Source organism: Pelagibius sp., assembly GCF_028281305.1.
Lineage (GTDB): Bacteria > Pseudomonadota > Alphaproteobacteria > Kiloniellales > Kiloniellaceae > Pelagibius.
The window spans coordinates 43,172-60,957 of the sequence record NZ_JANQKD010000015.1; the positions used below are offsets into that span (position 1 = coordinate 43,172).

Below are 17,786 nucleotides of genomic sequence, written 5' to 3' on the forward strand. Positions count from 1 at the left end.
ACTTCCCTTAGAAGTTGATCTTGCCGGGGAAGTAGTGCTGGTAGGCCAGCTTGTAGTCGGCCGAGTTCATCAGGTCGTAGAAAGCGACCCGCTCCGCCCAGGCTTTCTGGCTGTCCACCACCTTCTTGAAGAAGGGATCTTCCACCAAGCCCTCGAGCACCTTATCCCAGGACTCGAGCTGTGCCTTCATGATCGTGCTGTCGGTCCGGTAGACGTTCACCCCGTCCTCGTTGATCAGCTTCTGCAGATCGCGGGAGTAGTTGTCCATGGCAAAGCCGTAGTTGGCCGTGTTGGTCGCCTCGGCCGCGTATTCAAGGATCGCCTTCTGCTCGTCCGCCAGGGAATCGAAGCGGCGCTTGTTGAAGATGATCTCGAAGAATTCGGCCGCCTGGTGGTAGGAGCCCATGTGATAGTGCTTTGAAACGTCCTGCGCACCGAACTGGCTGTCCGCGGTCGGGTTGTTGAACTCGAAGGCCTCAATCACGCCGCGCTCCAGGGCCGGAACGATTTCGCCGCCCGGAAGCTGGGTCACCTTCAGGCCCATGCCCTGCATGATGTCGGTTGCCAGGCCGACGGTGCGGTACTTCAACCCCTGCATGTCTTCGGCGGATTTAACGTGCTCCTTGAACCAGCCCAGCGGCTGGGTCGGCATGGGCATGGCGAAAAAGCCGACCAGATCCAGACCCAGGATATCCTGGACCAGTTCCTGATAGAGCTCCTTGCCGCCGCCGTAGTGGATCCAGGCAAGGATCTGCGAGGCATTGGCGCCGAACACAGGCCCGGTTCCGAAGAGCGAGGCCGACTTGTTCTTCCCGTACCAGTAAGCGGTCACCGTGTGGGCCGCATCGAGAATGCCGTCATGGCAGGCATCCTGCACCTGAAAGGCCTTCACAACCGCGCCGGCCGGCAGGTAGTCGATCTTCAGGCGCCCGCCGGACATCTTCTCGACGCGCTCTGTGTACTGCTTGGCCATGTCGCTGAAGATCGACGCGGCACCCCAGGAACCCTGCATCTTCAGGGTAACGGTCTGCGCCCGCGATACCTGCGGCATGGCAATGACGCCGGCTGCCGCACCGGCGGCAAGGGTGCCGCCCTTCAGCAGCTTGCGGCGTGTAACCTTTTTGCTCTGAGTGTCCTTCTTCACGAGTTTCCTCCCTCGTTGGCCTTGTTGGTCCATTGCTCCAGAAGCCTTGCGGGCTTCCGCTCTACCCACGACGTCCTTCCCTCACTTCACTGGCCCGCTACCAGGGGACAGGCTCGCCCTTACAAACCTAAGGTTGCCAACCCTAGGACCGGCACTGACGCGGACCGCTGCTCTTTGGCGCCGAAGCCGGACAGCAAGCCGCGCACATATGCAAATACGGACCGCAGCCCCCAGACCGGCTGGAGGATTCGGCGCGGCGCCGTCGGCTGTATCATGAAGTGTCAGGAGCCCGGGTGGCAACATGCGAGCCGGCCTGCTGCCGGCCGACGATGGCCCCCGCTCCACGAACCTCCCTGTTGTTCAATCCCTTGAGCTGCTTTCCGCAGCCTTCTTTCAAACTCCCGGCCGGACTCCCGAAGGAACCCGCTGCTACCACATCCCGGAAACGATTTCCATTATGCACATCGAGTGCCCGCGATCATCAAAAAAAATCGACAACTCAATGGTTTGCCCAGCATACCACTTACCAGCGAAGCTGGCCGCAGGCCGCGTGTCACAACTCCTGTTACAGCGTCTGTCTCGCTGGCATCAGGCCACAGCCCGCCCAAGAGACCAAATCACGCTTGCGCGAATGCGTGGCCGCTGCTCCCGACAGCCCCTCCCCAAAAGGCGAAGCTGCGGACGCAGTAGCGGTACCCCCGGGGGGCAGCTATGCGCCTGTAAGCGAAACTGCTAGGGTCGCAACAAGTGTCGGAGACGGTCAGCATACGAGTCTCGGCAGTGTTTTCGCACTCAGTGTTCTTACACTCAGTCGTCCTTCACTGCGGTGTCCTCTCCTGGCCGTCCGTTCCCTGTACCGCCATTCGGACAGCGGCGAAGAGGTGGCGCTCCTGTCATGAACCAGAATCTCATTCTTAAATCCGGCCAGCTGGAGCCAGCGGAAGTTCAGGCCATGGCGCGGGAACTGGCCGGCAGCATCAACCGCCACACGGCGGCGCAGGCAAGCCTGCCCAACGGCGCTACACGCCCCGGCGAACGCGGCGACCCAGTGACACTCGGCGCCATCGCCCTCAGTGTCATCACCAGCGGCACCGCGGTTGCCCTGTTTCAGGTCATCAAGGCCTACTTCGAGCGCGACGAGAGCCTGGAGATGGCCTTTGAGGGTCCCGAGGGGCGCAAACTCACCATCAAGACCGAGAACATGAGCGCCGAGCGCATCGACGAAACGATTGCGATGGCCCAGGCGTTCTTCGGCGCGCACAGCGGCTGAGTGCAGCCGGAAGGCGGCCCGATGAGCGCGGATGCAAACCAGCCCAAACGCTATGGCGTGCTGATCGCCAGCAGCAGGTTTCCCGACGAGCCCAAGCTGAAGGATCTCGCCTGTCCCGAAAACGACGTGGACGGCCTCAACGAGGTGCTGACGGACGAGGCCATCGGCGGCTTTTCCGAACTGCTGGTCGTCAAAAACGAGCCCAGCCATGCCGCCCTGCGCAAGGTCCATCAGGTGCTGCGCAAGGCAGGCCGCGACGACTTCGTGCTGATCTACTACGCCGGCCACGGCAAGACGGATCTCGCCGGGAAGCTCCATCTCGCCACCACCGAGACCGTCAGCGACGAGTTGGAGACCACGTCGATCCCGGCCCAGCGCATTCGCTCCCTGATCGACAACGCCCGCACCACCAAGGTGGCCCTGATCCTGGACTGTTGTTACAGCGGCGCCATCGAGAAGACCTTTCTGCGCGGTGACGTCGAAGACCAGCTGAACCTCATGGCCGGCGGGCGCGGGACCTTCATCATGACCGCTGCCACCGACGTGCAGACGGCGCGCGAGGAGATCCGCGACGGCTTCGGCATCTTCACCAAGCACCTGATCGACGGCATCCGCGGGGCTGCCGATGTCGATGGCGACGGCATCGTCACCATGAACGAGCTTTACGACTACGTGCATCGCGAGGTGATCGCCGAGAGCCACCAGGTCCCCATGAAGTGGAACCTGAACGTTCAGGGCGAGATGGTGATTGCGCAAAGCAGTCACAAGCCGCGCGAGGCCCGCCGGGCGGCGATCCGCGCGCGCCTCTTCGCCATGGCGGATCAGGGCGTGCTGCCGGACATGGTATTCACCAAGGCTTTGGAGATATCGAACCTCTCCTTCCAGGAAACCCGCCATGGTGCCGCAGCACGTTACGACGGGCTGCTCGACCGGGTGCTGGACCCCAACCTGCGCATCGGCGACTTCCTGACGGCCTGGCTGCAGGTGCAGCCCGACGATGCCCCCGCAGCAGCCGAAAAACCGACACCAAAGCCGGAGCCAGAGCCCCGACCCCAGAGCGAGCCCCGACCCCAGAGCGAGACCGAACCCCAGCCCGAGGCGCGATCCCGTTCATGGTCCGGCTTGAGCTCCGGTTTGGGCTCTGGCCTGGGCTCCGGCTTGAAGGACGGGCTGGGACTGGCGTCGGGCTTTGCGGCCAAGATGAAACCGCACGCGGAAGCGACGACGAAGGGCGGGCAGAAGGCGGAATCCCTATGGCCTGCCGCGGCCGGTGCCGAGGCGAAGTCCAGCGACGATCCGCCGAAGGACCCTCAAGCCGAGCAGCCGCCGAAAAGCGCGCAGACAGCGACTGCCGCCGCCAAGCCGGCCACGGGTTCTGCCACCAAATGGCCGGACATCGGAGCCTGCGTGGGCTGGGTCCTCGCCGGCCTGATCCTGATACCCGCCTCCTTTGAGACCCTCTCGATCCTTGCCGTCATGGTCGCCATGCTTGGCTGGCCCGCTGCCGGCTGGGTGCTGATGAAGCGGGCCGGCGCCCGGCTGAACGCCGTGATCAAGGGAGTCTACTGGGTCGGCATCGTCGGCTCCGTGGCCCTACTGCTCGCCCTTCTCAGCGAGTTCTAGCTGCCCCCTACCCCAGCATGCGTTCGCGGGCGGGATCGAACAGCGGCTCGGGCTGAAGCTGCGCGGCGCGCCGGTCGCCGATGATCTCCACCTCGAAGCTGCCGTTCTCGGTCGCCAGGTCATTCGGCACATAGGCGAGCGCGACGGAGCGGTCGACGGTATGGGCATAGCCGCCCGAGGTCACCCAGCCGACCACCGCACCATCGTGCCAGACGGCCTCGTCGCCACTCACGTCGGCAGCCTCGGCATCGACGGTCAGAGTCACCAGGCGGACCTTCGGCCCCTGCTCCCTGTCGTGCAGCACCGCATCTCGGCCCACGAAGGCGTTCTTGCGCAGATCGACGAAGCGGTCGAGCCCCGCTTCGGCCGGCGTGTAGATCGGCCGGAACTCCCGTGCCCAGGTGCCGAAGCCTTTCTCCAGGCGCAGGGAGTCGAGCGCCCGCAGGCCGAAGTGTCGGAGACCCAGATCGGCGCCCGCCGCCATCAGGTCGTCGTAGAGCCTGAGCTGATAGTCCGGCGACACCCAGATCTCGTAACCGAGATCGCCCGTAAACGAGATACGCCCCACCCAGGCCGGCACCATGCCCAGCGCCATGCTGCGGAAGGCCATGAAGGGGAAAGCTTCGTTGGAGACGTCCTCGGCGGTCAGCCGCGCCAGGAGTTCGCGCGCCTTCGGCCCGGCGATGGAGAAGCCGACCATCTCGTTGCGCAGCGAGCGCAGCGCGACCCCCTCTTCCGCCATGTGCCGTTCGAACCAGCGCAGGTGGTAGTCCTCTGCAATGCCGGAGCCGAAGATGAAAAACTGCTCCGGACCGGCCTTGGCGACCGTGAAGTCGCCGATCAGCTTACCCTCGTGATTCAGCATGGGCGAAAGCACGATGCGCCCCTGGCGCGGCATGCGGTTGGCCAGGATTTCGCCCAGCCAGCCCTCGGCCCCCGCGCCACTGACCTCGTACTTGGCAAAGCCAGAGGTCTCGATGAGGCCGACAGCTTCGCGGACGGCATGGCACTCCTCCTTCACAGGCTCGAAGGCGTTGGAGCGGCGGTAGCTCGGCGTCTCGACGGGCTCGGCGCCCTCCGGCGCGAACCACAGCGGCGTTTCCAGCCCGTAGCCGGCCCCGAAGACCGCGTTCTGCGCCTTGAAGCGCTCGTAGACCGGCGTGGTCCGCAGAGGCCGGGCCGCCGGCAGTTCCTCGTTCGGGAAGGTGATCTTGAAGCGTCGGCCGTAGTTTTCGCGCACCTTGGCATTGGTATAGGCCATGGTGGCGAAATCGCCGAAGCGGGCCACGTCCATGGCGAAGATGTCGAGCCCGGGATCGCCGTCGATCATCCAGCTTGAAAGCGCGAGGCCAACGCCGCCGCCCTGGCTGAAGCCGGCCATCACGCCGCAGGCGACCCAGAAGTTCTTGAGGCCGCGCACCGGGCCGACCAGCGGGTTGCCGTCGGGGGCGAAGGTAAAGGGGCCGTTGATCACCTGCTTGATGCCCGCCTCGCCCAGCACCGGGAAGTGGTCGAAGGCGACTTCCAGATTGTCGGAAATGCGGTCCAAGTCCGGCTGCAGCAACTCATGGCCGAAGTCCCAGGGGGTCTGGCGCTCGGACCAGGGCACGCCGCCCTTCTCGTAGGTCCCCATGACCAGGCCGCTGCGCTCCTGGCGCATGTAGATCTCGCCGCCGAAGTCGATGCAGTGCGGCAGCTCGGTCTCGCGCGCGGCAACCTCGGGGATCTCGTCCGTAACGAGATACTGATGCTCCATCGCCAGGATCGGCAGTTCGAGGCCCACCATGCGGCCGACCTCGCGCGCCCAGAGGCCACCGGCGTTGACCACGTGCTCGGCCTGGATGGTTCCCTTGTCGGTGATCACATCCCAGCCGCCGTCGGGGCGCGACTGCAGGTCGGTGACCCGGGTGAAGCGCTCGATCTCAGCGCCGCCGACCCTGGCCGCCTTGGCGTAGGCGTGGGTGACGCCGGAAGGGTCGATGTGCCCTTCGAGCGGATCGTAGAGGGCACCGACGAAGCGCTCCTCGTTCAGCAGGGGGTGCATCGCCTTGGCCTCGGCCATGGAGACGAACTCGTTGTCCAGGCCCAGCACCCGCGAGCGCCCCTGCGCGACCTTCAGGTAGTCGAGCCAGCTCTCGGTGTTGGCCAGCATCAGCCCGCCGGTCATATGGACGCCGCAGGACTGGCCGGAAATCTCCTCGATCTCTTTGTAGAGATCGATGGTGTAGCGCTGCAGCTTGGCGACGTTGGGGTCGCCGTTCAGGGTGTGCATGCCGCCTGCGGCATGCCAGGTCGAGCCCGAAGTCAGCTCATCGCGTTCCAACAGGACCACGTCTTTCCAGCCGGCCTTGGTCAGGTGGTAGAGCACGCTGCAGCCGACGACACCGCCGCCGATGACAACAACCTGGGTATGAGACTTCATCTGCCGATCCCTGTGCGCAAGAGGATTTCCCGGACGTCGGAGCTTCTTGCCCGCTGGCTACTTGCCTCCCTCCGCCGGGGCCCGTCCATGCTGACCCACCGGCATCGAAGATTTCAATGGCGGGGATCACGATGGATGATGCCAAAGCCGACGCCGGTTCGTCCGGTTCGCTTGAAAGTGAGATTAGGCGTCGGTTCCGGGCGCTTTCAGGCCAGCATGCGACAGCCAGTGGCGTCCTAGGACCGGTCAGAGCCCGCCCTGGCTGTCGCTGTAGCCAAAGGCACCGGCCACGGGCCCGGCCAGACGCTCGATGGTGGCCCGCTCCGTCGGAGAGAAATCGGGGCGGTAGTAGGCCGGCATCCGCATGAGCTCAGCCGCCTCGGCCACCAGACGGGCGCTGCCGGGCAGGCGGCAGTGCTCGCAGACCCGGGTCAGGATCTCGGACGGCTTGGCACAGAGTTCCTCGAAGCGGACGACCAGCACCGCTTCGGCCAAGTGCGGGTTCTGCGCCAGACGCCCGGCGAGATAGCCGTAGAGACTGGCCCAGTAGCGGGCCCAGCCTTCCACCTCCGCCCCCTTCTCCCAGGCCGTCAGGATGGCGGGCATGGCGCCGTCGCCGACGTTGACCGGACGCCGGTCGAGCCCGAACTCGAAGTGGCCGATGCGGCGCATATGGTCCAGGGCCCGGGGGTGGCGGCGCTCGCCCTCGCAGAACAGGCGGTGCTGCTTCACCAGCGAGGCGATCTGCCCGAGCGGCGCGCGCAGGGGCAGGACAAAGCGCGCATCGGGGAAGACCTTCAGCAGGTATTCCAGGCGTGTCACGTTGTAGTTTGCCTTGGCCAGATAGCGGCTGCGCCCGCGCACCTGCAGCAACTTGCGCAGGTGATCGGCGTAGAACCGCTCAAAGGCGGGATGGCTTGTCTCCCCGTCCAAAACGTTGCTGACCTGGGGGTCGTGCAGGCTGTCGAAGAAGGCCATCCAGAGTACCTCTTCGAAGGCCTCCGGGCTGTCCGGCGAGACGGCGATGCCGTCGCCGTGGCTGCGCTCCCGCGCGGTCTGGCGCCCTTGGGGCACGAAGCTCAGGAAGCGGTTCCAGAGAAAGGGCGTGAAGAGAAAAGGATAGTCCTTGTAGCGGTGGCTCGCGACCCGGGGATGGCGGGCCAGCACCTCCAGCAGGATGGTGGTGCCCGAGCGGGCGAGCCCCGAGACAAAGATCGGCGCCTCGATCCTGGTCTCGGCGATTTCTTCGGCGCGCAGCCGTGTCTCGCCATCGCCGAGGCGGATCCAGAAGGCGCGGTTGCGGGCCACAAGGCCGCCGCAGTGATGCACCCAGGGTGTCACCCGAAAACCGGCGTAGCGGCTGTCCGTTCCGCTCTTGGTCTCCGCCATTGCGCGCTAGACCAGCCGGAAGACCAGCTTGATCGCCAGTGAAGCGCCGACCAGTGCGGTAAAGAAAAGAACCTCCCAGCCGCGCAGCCAGTCCGGCCCCATGCCGATGATCTCCTGGCGCGGCAGAGCGATCTCGACACGTTCCAGCGCCCCCTCCGCCGGCAGATACCCCAGAGGATTGGCAATCAGCAGGTTCCACCAATGGCGCTTGTGCAGGCTGGTCACGGGTTCCGAGAACGCAATGGAATCCACCACGCGTTCCTGGGCATCGATCACTTCGATCAGGGCGCGCGGCGCTTCGGGCGCGGCCTGGACGACCGCATCGCCGGCCGGGGTGCCACCGCTCCGCTGGGGCTCGATCCAGCGGGCCGCCAGCCCCTGCGGCTCCACGGAGAGCGGAACCACAGTAAGCGAGGATGGAATGAAGTGGCCGAAAGCGCCGCTCATCCAGACGATCACGAAAAGCACCGGCAGGGAGGCAAGCACGGCGGGCCCCAGCACCAGCCCCAACTGCGCCAGCGCACGGCGCAGCATGGCAGCGATCAGCGGCATGGCCTCGCCAAGGCTGCCCTCGTGGCTGTCCAGCGCGCGGCGGGCGTCTTCCGCCCCGGCCTTGACGTGCCGCAGGCGCCTCTGCGGGGACAGCAGCGCATAGAGAGCCATGGAGATGCAGGCTGCGACCAGCCCCCAGACCGCCACCCGCCAGGCCGGGGCCAGCAAGGGTGAAAGGCCCTCATCCAGCGTCGACAGCAGGGGCGAAGTGAGATCGAGCAATCCGGTCATGGAGGCGGTATCTCAGCGATCCGATGCTTGCGCGGCGCGGCGAACCAGGGCCCGGAGGACCACCCTGGACCCTCTGCCTCCTGCGTCAATCGTAATAGGTCTTCTCGGCGCTCTTGGACTCCGGATTGCGCGCCGTCGCCGAAGCAGACGTGCTCGAAGTAACCGGGGCCGTGCGGCGGCGTTTCATCAGACGCCGCAAGGGCCAGATCAGGAGGAACAGCAGAGCCGCCGCAACAGCCGCCACGACGCCCCAGAGCGCCCCGAGCAGGGAAAGACCCGCACCGGGTCCGATGTAGGCGAGTGCTGGCGCGGTCCAGGCCAGCGACAGGACGAGACCCAGGCCGGTCGCCGCGAGTGGATTCCGGTTCATTGCGCGCTCCTCTCCTCTTCCTTTCTTTGAAGGGCCTCGTGAAAGGCCGGCTGCAGATCGTCCGCAGCGATCCGCTGGCCCCAGGAAACGACCGGCAGGATGACCTGGTCCGGGTCCTCGGGGTGTCGGGCACGGATGGGATTGATGAACTCCCATACGATGCGGCCGTCCTCGGTAACCTCGAACAGCCGGCCGCCGGTCGACTCGGTGATCAGCGTGTTACCGTTCGGCAGGCGCTGCTGGGCGGCGCGGACCCGGCTTTCGAAGGGCTGCTCGGCGCTGCCGGCGTAGACCCAGACCTCCTCCCCGGTCAGGGGGTCGATCTCGATCACCCGGGATTCACCGCCCTGTCCAAAGTGGCCGATGTTGTCGAACAGCAGGATGTTGCCGTTCGGCAGGACATCGGGATCGTGCTGGCCCAGCCAGGCGCCGCGCAGGGCCCAGACGATCTTTTCCTGCTCCAGGTCGAGGACCGCGATGCTGTCGATGTCGCGGAACGACAGCAGCACCTGCCCCTCTTCCGCAAAGGGCAGCACGGCGGCCATCTCCGCGTCGATGTAGTCGATGTTGTTGGTGTGGATAAAATCGTGCTTGTTGAACCACGTCACCCGGTGCAGCAGGCGCGCATAGTCGGAATTGACCAGGGCATCGAGGATGGAGACCCGCTTTTCCTCCTCGCCGTCCGGCGACAGCACCACCACGAAGTCGTCCAGCCGCGGCACGGTCAGCTGCGGGAAGTCTTCATAGGTCGTGCGGCGCATCTTGTGAATCAGCGTGTAAACCCGCCCGTCGTCGGCAATGTCCAGATCGTGGTGTGTCTGACCGAGATAGGACCAGAGCACATTGGACTCGCTGTCGAGCTTCACGAGGCCATAGCCCCAGGGCGTGTCGCCTGTTGCGACGAAGAGCGCCAGCAGGTCGCCGTTCGGCTGCATCATTGCTTTGCGCCAATACAGGAAGGGGTCCGGCTGCGGCTCGACAATCGGCGAGTCTTCGGCCGACCAGATGGCGCTGTAAGGCAGTTGCCAGGAATGGATCAGCCTGCCTTCCATGGAAAACAGGAAGGCCTCGCTGCCATGGCCGGAGGTGTAAAGCGTATAGCCCGGAAAGGCACTCGCGGGATCGTGGATCGTCACCCCCTGGTCCGGCCGGCGTTCGGGCATCCAGAAGTCCGATGTCAAAGGGTCGCGCGAAGCGCGCGTCTTGTCGATCAGCGCCTTGCCGCCACGGTAGGCATCGCTGAGGGGGCCGGCGGGGAACACGTTGGTGAGGATCACCATCGCCCCGCCCAGAAAACTGAGGAACAAAAGGGCGATCACGAAGGCCGGCAGGGCGATGCGATCGATCAGCGGCGGCGGCAGCGGACGCAGTTCCGGTCCCTGCCGGTGCTCGCGTCTCTCACGCCGCCCGGGGGCGGACTCCGCCATCGAACCGCTAGCCAAGGTCCGCTCTTTCTCTTGATTGCGTGACGCAAGAGTCGTGGCGGTATTCTGGCCAAAGGGCGAGGATCAAAGATCGGGCAAGCTGCAAGGGTCGAACCTCCTGGGAGAATGGACCCCCAGGCGGTTGCCTTTATTCCCGTGAATCTCCCGGATTCAGGTGCCTGTGGCCCTGTCCCCTGTGCCCCTGTCCAGAAGCCAGCAGTCCACCGTCTTCCCGGTCACCCAGGGGCCAACCTTGTCGTCGAAGTCAGCGAAGTGATCGCTTGCAAGGTGAAGATCGAAGGCCGCCTTGTCAGCGTAGATCTCATAGAGGAAGAAGCGGGTGTCCATGCTCTGGTCTCTGCTCACGTCGAAGCGATAACAAGCCCTCTCGCGGCTGAGGGAGACCTCGGCCTGGCGGAGAACCGCGGCGCGGAAGTCTTCCGCGAAATCCGGCTCCACCTCGAAAACGACCGTCACCACGAACATCGCTGCGTCCTCTTACCTCTCGGCCCGTCTTTCAAGACAAAAGGTCCCAAGCCTTCACAAAGAAGTCCGGCGCGCCGAAGTTTCCGGACTTCAGGGCCAGCGCCAGGGACGGTGTGCCTGCGGCGACGGTCCAGGGGACACCCGGATCGATCTCCGGCCCGATCTCCAGCACCCGGACACCGAGCGCCTGGACAACGGCGCCGGAGGTCTCGCCGCCGGCAACGATCAGGCGCCGCACCCCCTGGTCGACCAAGCCGCAGGCGACCTGGGCCAAAGCCTCTTCCACGAGGGCGCCTGCCGCGTCCCGGCCCAAGCGGTCCTGGACGCTGCGCACCGTCTCCGGCGCGGCCGTCGAATACACGAGCAGCGGTCCCTCACCGCCCTGCTCTGCCGCCCAGGCCAGGATCTCCGCCACGCCGGTCTGACCGGACGCGAGGTCTTGCGGATCGACCCGCAATGCAGGAACGCCCGCCGCCCGCGCCTCGGCCACCTGTTCCTGGGTGGCCGCCGAGCAGGACCCGGCCAGAATGGCCGCGCGGCCCTTGGGCGGCGCAAACCCGGCCACCGGATCGTCGGAAGCGATCTGGCCGCGGCGGCGGAAGGTCTCCGGCAGGCCGATCGCCACCCCGGACCCGCCGGTTATGAGCGGCAGCTCGGCGGCCGCTTCGCCGATGGTATGAAGATGACGATCACTGACCGCATCGACGATGGCGATGGCCGTCCCCGCCTCTTCCGCCTCGCGAAAGGCCTCGGTCAGCACGTCAGCGCCGCGGTCGACGACGTCAAAGGGCACAAGCCCGACGGAACGCCCTGTCTGGCGGCTCAGCACGGAAACCAGGTTGGGATCGCGCATCGGCGTCAGCGGGTGATCCTTCAAAGGGCTGTCGGAGAGCAGCAGGTTGCCGACGAAAAGGTGCCCCAGGTAGACCGTGCGCCCCGTCGCGGGAAAGGCGGGGCAGGCCAGCGTGAAGGAACAGTCCAGGCGCTCCATCAGCGCCTCGGTCACCGGCCCGATGTTGCCCCGGTCCGTGGAATCGAAGGTCGAGCAGTACTTGAAGAAGAGCTGGCGCGCGCCGGCAGCCAGCAGCGCCTCCGCACTGGCAAGCGACTGCGCGACCGCTTCTTCGGCCGGAATGGTGCGGGACTTCAGGGCCACCACGACAGCGTCCGCCTGCGGCAGGCTGCCCGCGTCATCGGGTACGCCGATGACCTGAAGCGTCCGCATGCCGCCCCGCATCAGCATCAGCGCCAGATCGGTGGCGCCCGTCAGATCATCGGCAATGCAGCCCAGCAACATGCGGCGACTCAGGCTCTGCACACAGGGCGGTGCGGCTCAGGCGATCGTCCCCGCCCTTGCCCAAAGGCACCGGAAATGAGAGGAAACGATTGGCGCTGGAATATATGCATGCTTTAATGTATGCATTATCTTCAATGAAAGTGCAAGGCTGTGGCTCCCGGCGTGCCGCGCTGAGCGACGCCCGTGCGAGCATATGGACCTGTGGGAGTAGATGGAATCAACATGAGCGGGAAGACGAGCCTCGAAATTGCGGTCTTTGAGGGTGACGGCATCGGCACCGAAATCATGCAGCCTTGCCTCGACCTCTTGTCGGCAGTGACCGAGACTGTGGGCGGTTTCGGGCTGACGTTCAAGTCCCTGCCCGCCGGTGCCGGCACTTACAGCCGGGAGGGAACCGCGCTGCCGCCGGCCTCGCTGCAGGCCGCCCGCAACGCGGATGCCATCCTGCTGGCCGCCATGGGCTTGCCCGACATCCGCTATCCCGACGGAACCGAGGTGGCCCCGCAGTTGGACCTGCGCTTCGAGTTCGGTCTCTACGCCGGGGTCCGGCCTGTGCGCAGCGTCGCCGGCACGCCGGCGGTCCTGGCGGACCCGCGTGCCGCCGGTCTCGACTTCGTTCTGGTCCGGGAATCGACCGAGGGCCTCTTCGCCGCCCGCGGCAAGGGAAGTGTGGAGAACGACAGCGAAGCCCGCGACACCCAGGTCATCACCCGCGCCGTCTGCGAACGGCTGTTCGACTTCGCTTTCAAGCTGGCCGGCGAGCGCAAGGCGGCGGGACTGCCCGGGCGCGTGACCTGCGTCGACAAGGCGAACGTGTTCACCTCCTTCGCTTTCTTCCGCAAGGTTTTCGATGAACGCGCGGCGCTGCATCCGGACATCGGCTCCGACCATGCCTACATCGACGCAACCGCGCTGAACATGGTCCGCCACCCCTGGGACTTTGACGTTCTGGTGACCGAGAACATGTTCGGCGACATCCTCTCCGACCTCGGCGCCGGGCTGATCGGCGGCATGGGCATGGCCCCCTCCGCCGACATCGGCGACGAGCATGCGGTTTTCCAGCCCTGCCACGGCAGCGCACCCGACATCGCCGGACAGGGCAAGGCAAACCCGACAGCCATGTTCCTTTCCGGCGCCATGATGCTGGACTGGCTGGCGGTCCGCGAAAGCCTGCCGGCCTGCGCGCAGGCCGCGGCGATGATCCGCAAGGCGGTCGACCGCGTTTTCGCCTCCGGCGCGGTGGTGCCTTTCGATCTCGGTGGGTCGTCCGGCACCCTGGCTGTGACCGAAGCGGTGATGGCGGCGCTGCGCGACCCCGAGGCCGCGGCAGTGGCTGCGATCTGAAGCCGGCGCGACGCGGAGCGACACGGCGTGGCAGGACAGGACGCGCTCAGACTTGGGACCGTCGGCACCGGCTATTTCAGCCAGTTTCACTACGACGGCTGGGCCCGGATTGCAGAAGCGCGGCTGGTCGGTGTCTGCGACCGCGACGCCGTCGGCGCCCAAAAGGTGGCCGAGATGCACGGCGCCACGCCCTATGTCAGCGTGGCGGAAATGCTGGCCCAGGAGAACCTTGACCTGCTGGATATCATCGCCCCGCCGCCGGCCCACCTGGACCTCATCCGGCAGGCGGCAGCACGCAAAGTGGCCGTCATCTGCCAGAAGCCCTTTTGCCAGACCCTCGAAGAGGCCGAGGAAGCCGTCACCCTCTGCGAGGAAGCCGGCGTTCTGCTGGTGGTTCACGAGAACTTCCGCTTCCAGCCCTGGCATCAAAAGGCCCGCGCGCTGATCGAAGAAGGCCGCCTTGGCCGGATCTACCAGGCCGGGTTTCGCCTGCGGCCCGGCGACGGCCAGGGACCGGAAGCGTATCTGGACCGCCAGCCCTATTTCCAGAAGATGGAGCGCTTTCTCGTGCACGAGACGGCGATCCACCTGATCGACGTCTTCCGCTTTCTGCTGGGCGAGGCAACGGGCGTCTATGCCGCGCTGCGCCGGCTGAACCCGGCGATTGCCGGCGAAGATGCCGGTTTCATCCTGCTGGACTTCGAAGACGGCGCCCGCGGGCTGTTCGACGGCAACCGGCTGGCCGATCATGCGGCGGAAAACCGGCGCCTGACCATGGGAGAAATGCTGATTGAGGGCTCCGGAGGCAGCCTGCGGTTGGATGGGGAGGGGCGGCTCTACCTCCGCCCCTTTGGCGGCAACATGGAGGAAGTGATCACCTATCCCTGGGAGAACAAGGGTTTCGGCGGGGATTGCGTGTTCCACCTGCAGCGCCACGTGGTCGACCATCTGCTGTCCGGCAGTCCTGTCATGAACGCCGGCCGCGACTACCTGGCCAATCTGCGCATCGAGGAAGCCGTGTACGAATCCGACCGCCTGGGACGCCGCATCCCGCTTTAGCCCTGCCCGAGAGGCGGCCCGGTGGCGTTCGACCCGGCCGGTGGGCTAGACTCACGGGCGTCGCAGCAATTTGAAGGGGTCAACGCGCGCGAAAGAGATGACCAGTCTGGACAAATCCCGCCCGCCCGCCGCCAAGGCGGGCACCAAGACCGCTGCAGCCGACGGCAACCAGCGCCTCTCCCAGTCGGAGCGCGCCTATCAGGAGCTGAAACGCCGCATTCTCGATAACGAGATGCCGGCTGGGTTCCAGGCGCTGGAGCAGGAACTGGCCGAGCTGCTCGGCATGAGCCGGACCCCGGTGCGCGAAGCCCTGATCCGCCTGGCCAAGGAAGGGATCGTCGAGGTTCGCCCCCGCCATGGCATGCGCATCCTGCCGATTTCGGTCGCCGACATGCGGGAGATCTACGAGATCCTGACGGGCCTGGAATCGACCGCGGCGGAGATCGTCGCGGAGCGTGGGCTTGATCCCGACCGCCTTGCCGTCCTGCGCCAGGCGGTGGACGACATGGACAGCGCCCTGGCCACGGACGACCTGAAGGCCTGGGCCGAGGCCGACGAGCGCTTTCACAATCTGCTGGTGGAATACAGCGGCAATGAGCGGCTGCGCGTCTGGGTGAACACCTGCCGCGATCAGGCCCATCGCGCCCGCATGGCGACGCTGCGGCTCCGGCCCAAGCCGGTGGACTCAAACAAGGATCACGCTGCCGTGGTGGATGCCATTGAGCGGCAGGACGGTGAGGCCGCGCGGCGGCTGCATCATCAGCACCGCCGCCGGGCCGGCGCCATGCTGGTCGAACTGCTGGAACTGCACGGCATCACCCAGCTCTGACGCCGGGGCCGCGCCTTAGGCGGCCCAGTCCAGCACCACCTTGCCGCTCTGGCCGGAGCGCATGACCGTAAAGGCCTCCTGGAAATCGCTCACCGGGAAGCTGTGGGTGACGATGCGGTCGACCGCGAGGCCGGATTCCAACATCGCGATCATCTTGTACCAGGTCTCGAACATCTCCCGGCCGTAGATCGCCTTGATGGTCAGGGCCTTGAAGATCACGGGGTTCCAGTCGAAGGGCCGAGCCTCCGCCGGAATGCCCAGCAACGCGATCCGCCCACCCATCATCATCAGGTCGATCATCTGGTCGAAGGCAGTGGGAACGCCCGACATCTCGAACCCGACGTCGAATCCTTCCTTCATCTTCAGCTCCGCCATGACGTCGCGCAGGTCCTCCTTGGCGACGTTGACGGGCCGCAGGTCGGTGATCTGCTGCGCCAGGGAGAGCCGGTACTCGTTGACATCGGTCAGGACGACGTTGCGAGCGCCGACATGCCGCGCGATGGCAGCGGCCATGATGCCGATGGGCCCGGCGCCGGTGATCAGGACGTCCTCCCCCACCAGGTCGAAGGTCAAAGCCGTGTGTACGGCATTGCCGAGCGGGTCGAGGACGGCGCCGATGTCGTCCGAGAGGTGATCGGGCAGCGGCACCACGTTGAACGCGGGCAACACAAGATACTCGGCAAAGGCGCCCGGCAGGTTCACCCCGACGCCGCGGGTGTCGGGGTCGAGGTGAAAACGCCCGGCCCGGGCATTGCGGCTGCGCCCGCCGATGATGTGGCCTTCGCCGGAAACCCGCTGACCGATCTTGAGGTCGCGCACATTGGCGCCGAGTTCGGCGATCTCGCCGCAGTATTCGTGGCCGATGGTCAGCGGCACCGGTACCGTCTTCGCCGCCCAGGCATCCCAGTTGTAGATATGGACGTCGGTGCCGCAGATTGCGGTCTTGCGGATCTTGATCAGCACCTCGTCGGAGCCGACCTTGGGCTGAGGCTGCTCGCCCAGCCAGATGCCCGGCTCAGGCCTTTCCTTGATCAGGGCTTTCATGGACGCCTCCTTGGGCCGTCTGCTTGAATGGTGCGGCGTCTAGATCACGCCCAGCTCGCGGCCGGTCTGGGTAAAGGCATCGATTGCCCGGTCGAGCTGGTCGTCCGTCAGGCCCGCAGACATCTGGGTGCGGATGCGGGCCTGGCCCTTGGGCACCACCGGATAGAAAAACCCGGTGACGTAGATCCCACGCTCATAGAGCTTCGCCGCCATGTCCTGGGCGAGGCCGGCCTCCCCCAGCATCACCGGGATGATCGGATGCTCCCCCTTCAACAGGCGGAAGCCGGCGGCGGTCAACCCGGCGCGGAAACGCCCGGCGTTGGCGGTCAGCCGCGCCCGTAGGTCGTCGCCCTGGCGCACCAGTTCGATCGCCTTGCGCGCCGCCCCCACGATGGGCGGCGGCAGCGAGTTGGAGAAGAGGTATGGTCGCGAACGTTGGCGCAGCAGATCGACAATCGGCTGCGCGGCAGCGATGTAACCGCCCGCCGAACCGCCGAGGGCTTTGCCGAGCGTGCCGGTCAGAATGTCCACCTCAACCCCGTAGTGGGCGCCGGTGCCCCGGCCCCCCGGACCCAGCACGCCGGTCGAATGGCAGTCGTCCACCAGGACCAGGGCCTCGAACTGGTCGGCCAGGCGGCGGATGGAGGGCAGGTCGGCCAGGTAGCCGTCCATGGAGAAGACGCCGTCGGTGGCGATCAGGATGCGCCGCGCCCCGGCTTCCCGCGCCTCGCGCAGGCGGCTTTCCAGTTCGGTCATGTCGCCGTTGGCGTAGCGGTAACGCTTGGCCTTGCAGAGGCGGATACCATCGATGATGGAGGCATGGTTGAGTGCATCGGAAACCACCGCGTCCTCCGGCCCCAGCAGCGGCTCGAACACACCGCCGTTGGCATCGAAACAGGCGGCATAGAGGATCGCATCGTCATGGCCGAGGAAGGTGGCGATCTCCTGTTCCAGCAACCGGTGCTGGTCCTGGGTACCGCAGATGAAGCGGACCGAGGCCATGCCGAGGCCGTAGTGGTCAAGCGCCTCCTTCGCCGCGGCGATCAGCGCCGGGTGATTGGCCAACCCCAGATAATTGTTGGCACAGAGGTTGATTTCGCTGCGCGCCGCGCCGTTTTCCGCAACCGCGATTTCCGCGCCCTGCGGCGAAGCAATCGGCCGCTCCACCTTGTAGAGGTTGTCGGCCCGAATGGCGTCGAGTTCGGCACGGATATCGTCGAGGATCATGGCTCTGGTCCCTATCTCGCCTCGGTTTCTGGCATCCGGGGCGGCTACGTGATAATGGACATTATTCCGCTATGA

The 17,786-nt window shown here is 65.9% G+C and carries 15 protein-coding genes; 5 read left to right on the forward strand and 10 right to left on the reverse strand.

The features are described 5' to 3' along the window. Positions 1-7 precede the first annotated feature (7 nt). A complete protein-coding gene (locus Q0982_RS03485; RefSeq protein WP_299391733.1) occupies positions 8-1,144 on the reverse strand; it encodes a TRAP transporter substrate-binding protein in 1,137 nt (378 codons plus the stop codon). Between the two features lie 895 nt (positions 1,145-2,039). Between Q0982_RS03485 and Q0982_RS03490 the strand changes: the two genes are divergently transcribed. Together Q0982_RS03490 and Q0982_RS03495 are read left to right on the forward strand one after the other, a co-directional pair. Then, positions 2,040-2,414, forward strand: coding sequence for a hypothetical protein (locus Q0982_RS03490; protein ID WP_299391735.1), 375 nt, complete (start codon positions 2,040-2,042; stop codon positions 2,412-2,414). 21 nt (positions 2,415-2,435) lie between these two features. Then, on the forward strand, positions 2,436-4,037 hold the full coding sequence (locus Q0982_RS03495; RefSeq protein WP_299391737.1) for a caspase family protein: 1,602 nt from the start codon (positions 2,436-2,438) through the stop codon (positions 4,035-4,037). Positions 4,038-4,044: 7 nt separating this feature from the next. Here the strand turns inward: Q0982_RS03495 and Q0982_RS03500 are convergent, their stop codons facing one another. The 7 genes from Q0982_RS03500 to otnK form a co-directional block, all read right to left on the reverse strand. Continuing rightward, entirely contained in the window at positions 4,045-6,459 is a 2,415-nt protein-coding gene (locus Q0982_RS03500; RefSeq protein ID WP_299391738.1) for an FAD-dependent oxidoreductase, read from the reverse strand. Between the two features lie 246 nt (positions 6,460-6,705). Next, positions 6,706-7,848, reverse strand: a complete 1,143-nt coding sequence (locus tag Q0982_RS03505) for a sulfotransferase (RefSeq protein ID WP_299391740.1) — start codon at positions 7,846-7,848, stop codon at positions 6,706-6,708. Between the two features lie 6 nt (positions 7,849-7,854). Continuing rightward, a complete protein-coding gene (locus Q0982_RS03510; protein WP_299391741.1) occupies positions 7,855-8,631 on the reverse strand; it encodes a hypothetical protein in 777 nt (258 codons plus the stop codon). Positions 8,632-8,716: 85 nt separating this feature from the next. Further along, entirely contained in the window at positions 8,717-9,001 is a 285-nt protein-coding gene (locus Q0982_RS03515) for a hypothetical protein (protein WP_299391744.1), read from the reverse strand. After that, the gene (locus Q0982_RS03520) at positions 8,998-10,443 is read right to left on the reverse strand and encodes an arylsulfotransferase family protein (RefSeq protein WP_299391746.1); all 1,446 of its coding nucleotides are present in this window, start codon (positions 10,441-10,443) and stop codon (positions 8,998-9,000) included. Before Q0982_RS03520 ends, Q0982_RS03515 begins: the two co-directional genes overlap by 4 nt. Before the next feature lie 153 nt (positions 10,444-10,596). Further along, positions 10,597-10,911, reverse strand: a complete 315-nt coding sequence (locus Q0982_RS03525) for a putative quinol monooxygenase (RefSeq protein WP_299391748.1) — start codon at positions 10,909-10,911, stop codon at positions 10,597-10,599. 31 nt (positions 10,912-10,942) lie between these two features. After that, positions 10,943-12,208, reverse strand: coding sequence for a 3-oxo-tetronate kinase (gene otnK / locus Q0982_RS03530; protein WP_299391750.1), 1,266 nt, complete (start codon positions 12,206-12,208; stop codon positions 10,943-10,945). Between the two features lie 222 nt (positions 12,209-12,430). Here otnK and Q0982_RS03535 point away from each other — a divergent pair, with 222 nt between their 5' ends. From Q0982_RS03535 to Q0982_RS03545, 3 genes are all read left to right on the forward strand, one after another. Next, on the forward strand, positions 12,431-13,552 hold the full coding sequence (locus tag Q0982_RS03535) for an isocitrate/isopropylmalate dehydrogenase family protein (RefSeq protein ID WP_299391753.1): 1,122 nt from the start codon (positions 12,431-12,433) through the stop codon (positions 13,550-13,552). 27 nt (positions 13,553-13,579) lie between these two features. After that, complete coding sequence (locus tag Q0982_RS03540) at positions 13,580-14,611, forward strand: Gfo/Idh/MocA family protein (protein ID WP_299391755.1); 1,032 nt, start codon at positions 13,580-13,582, stop codon at positions 14,609-14,611. A gap of 97 nt (positions 14,612-14,708) precedes the next feature. After that, a complete protein-coding gene (locus Q0982_RS03545; protein ID WP_299391758.1) occupies positions 14,709-15,440 on the forward strand; it encodes a GntR family transcriptional regulator in 732 nt (243 codons plus the stop codon). A 15-nt stretch (positions 15,441-15,455) separates the two neighbouring features. On the opposite strand, the gene tdh is transcribed toward Q0982_RS03545, so the two are convergent. Together tdh and Q0982_RS03555 are read right to left on the reverse strand one after the other, a co-directional pair. Further along, entirely contained in the window at positions 15,456-16,484 is a 1,029-nt protein-coding gene (tdh, locus tag Q0982_RS03550; RefSeq protein ID WP_299391761.1) for an L-threonine 3-dehydrogenase, read from the reverse strand. Positions 16,485-16,523: 39 nt separating this feature from the next. Continuing rightward, complete coding sequence (locus tag Q0982_RS03555) at positions 16,524-17,711, reverse strand: glycine C-acetyltransferase (protein ID WP_299391764.1); 1,188 nt, start codon at positions 17,709-17,711, stop codon at positions 16,524-16,526. Positions 17,712-17,786 lie beyond the last annotated feature (75 nt).

Excerpts from the sequence above, each read along its gene's own strand:
- otnK (WP_299391750.1), bottom strand. The coding sequence starts at position 12,208 with ATGTTGCTGGGCTGCATTGCCGATGATCTGACGGGCGCCACCGATCTG.
- Q0982_RS03495 (WP_299391737.1), top strand. The coding sequence starts at position 2,436 with ATGAGCGCGGATGCAAACCAGCCCAAACGCTATGGCGTGCTGATCGCC.
- Q0982_RS03545 (WP_299391758.1), top strand. The coding sequence starts at position 14,709 with ATGACCAGTCTGGACAAATCCCGCCCGCCCGCCGCCAAGGCGGGCACC.
- Q0982_RS03505 (WP_299391740.1), bottom strand. The coding sequence starts at position 7,848 with ATGGCGGAGACCAAGAGCGGAACGGACAGCCGCTACGCCGGTTTTCGG.
- Q0982_RS03510 (WP_299391741.1), bottom strand. The coding sequence starts at position 8,631 with ATGACCGGATTGCTCGATCTCACTTCGCCCCTGCTGTCGACGCTGGAT.
- Q0982_RS03555 (WP_299391764.1), bottom strand. The coding sequence starts at position 17,711 with ATGATCCTCGACGATATCCGTGCCGAACTCGACGCCATTCGGGCCGAC.
- Q0982_RS03500 (WP_299391738.1), bottom strand. The coding sequence starts at position 6,459 with ATGAAGTCTCATACCCAGGTTGTTGTCATCGGCGGCGGTGTCGTCGGC.
- Q0982_RS03490 (WP_299391735.1), top strand. The coding sequence starts at position 2,040 with ATGAACCAGAATCTCATTCTTAAATCCGGCCAGCTGGAGCCAGCGGAA.
- Q0982_RS03535 (WP_299391753.1), top strand. The coding sequence starts at position 12,431 with ATGAGCGGGAAGACGAGCCTCGAAATTGCGGTCTTTGAGGGTGACGGC.
- Q0982_RS03525 (WP_299391748.1), bottom strand. The coding sequence starts at position 10,911 with ATGTTCGTGGTGACGGTCGTTTTCGAGGTGGAGCCGGATTTCGCGGAA.
- tdh (WP_299391761.1), bottom strand. The coding sequence starts at position 16,484 with ATGAAAGCCCTGATCAAGGAAAGGCCTGAGCCGGGCATCTGGCTGGGC.
- Q0982_RS03515 (WP_299391744.1), bottom strand. The coding sequence starts at position 9,001 with ATGAACCGGAATCCACTCGCGGCGACCGGCCTGGGTCTCGTCCTGTCG.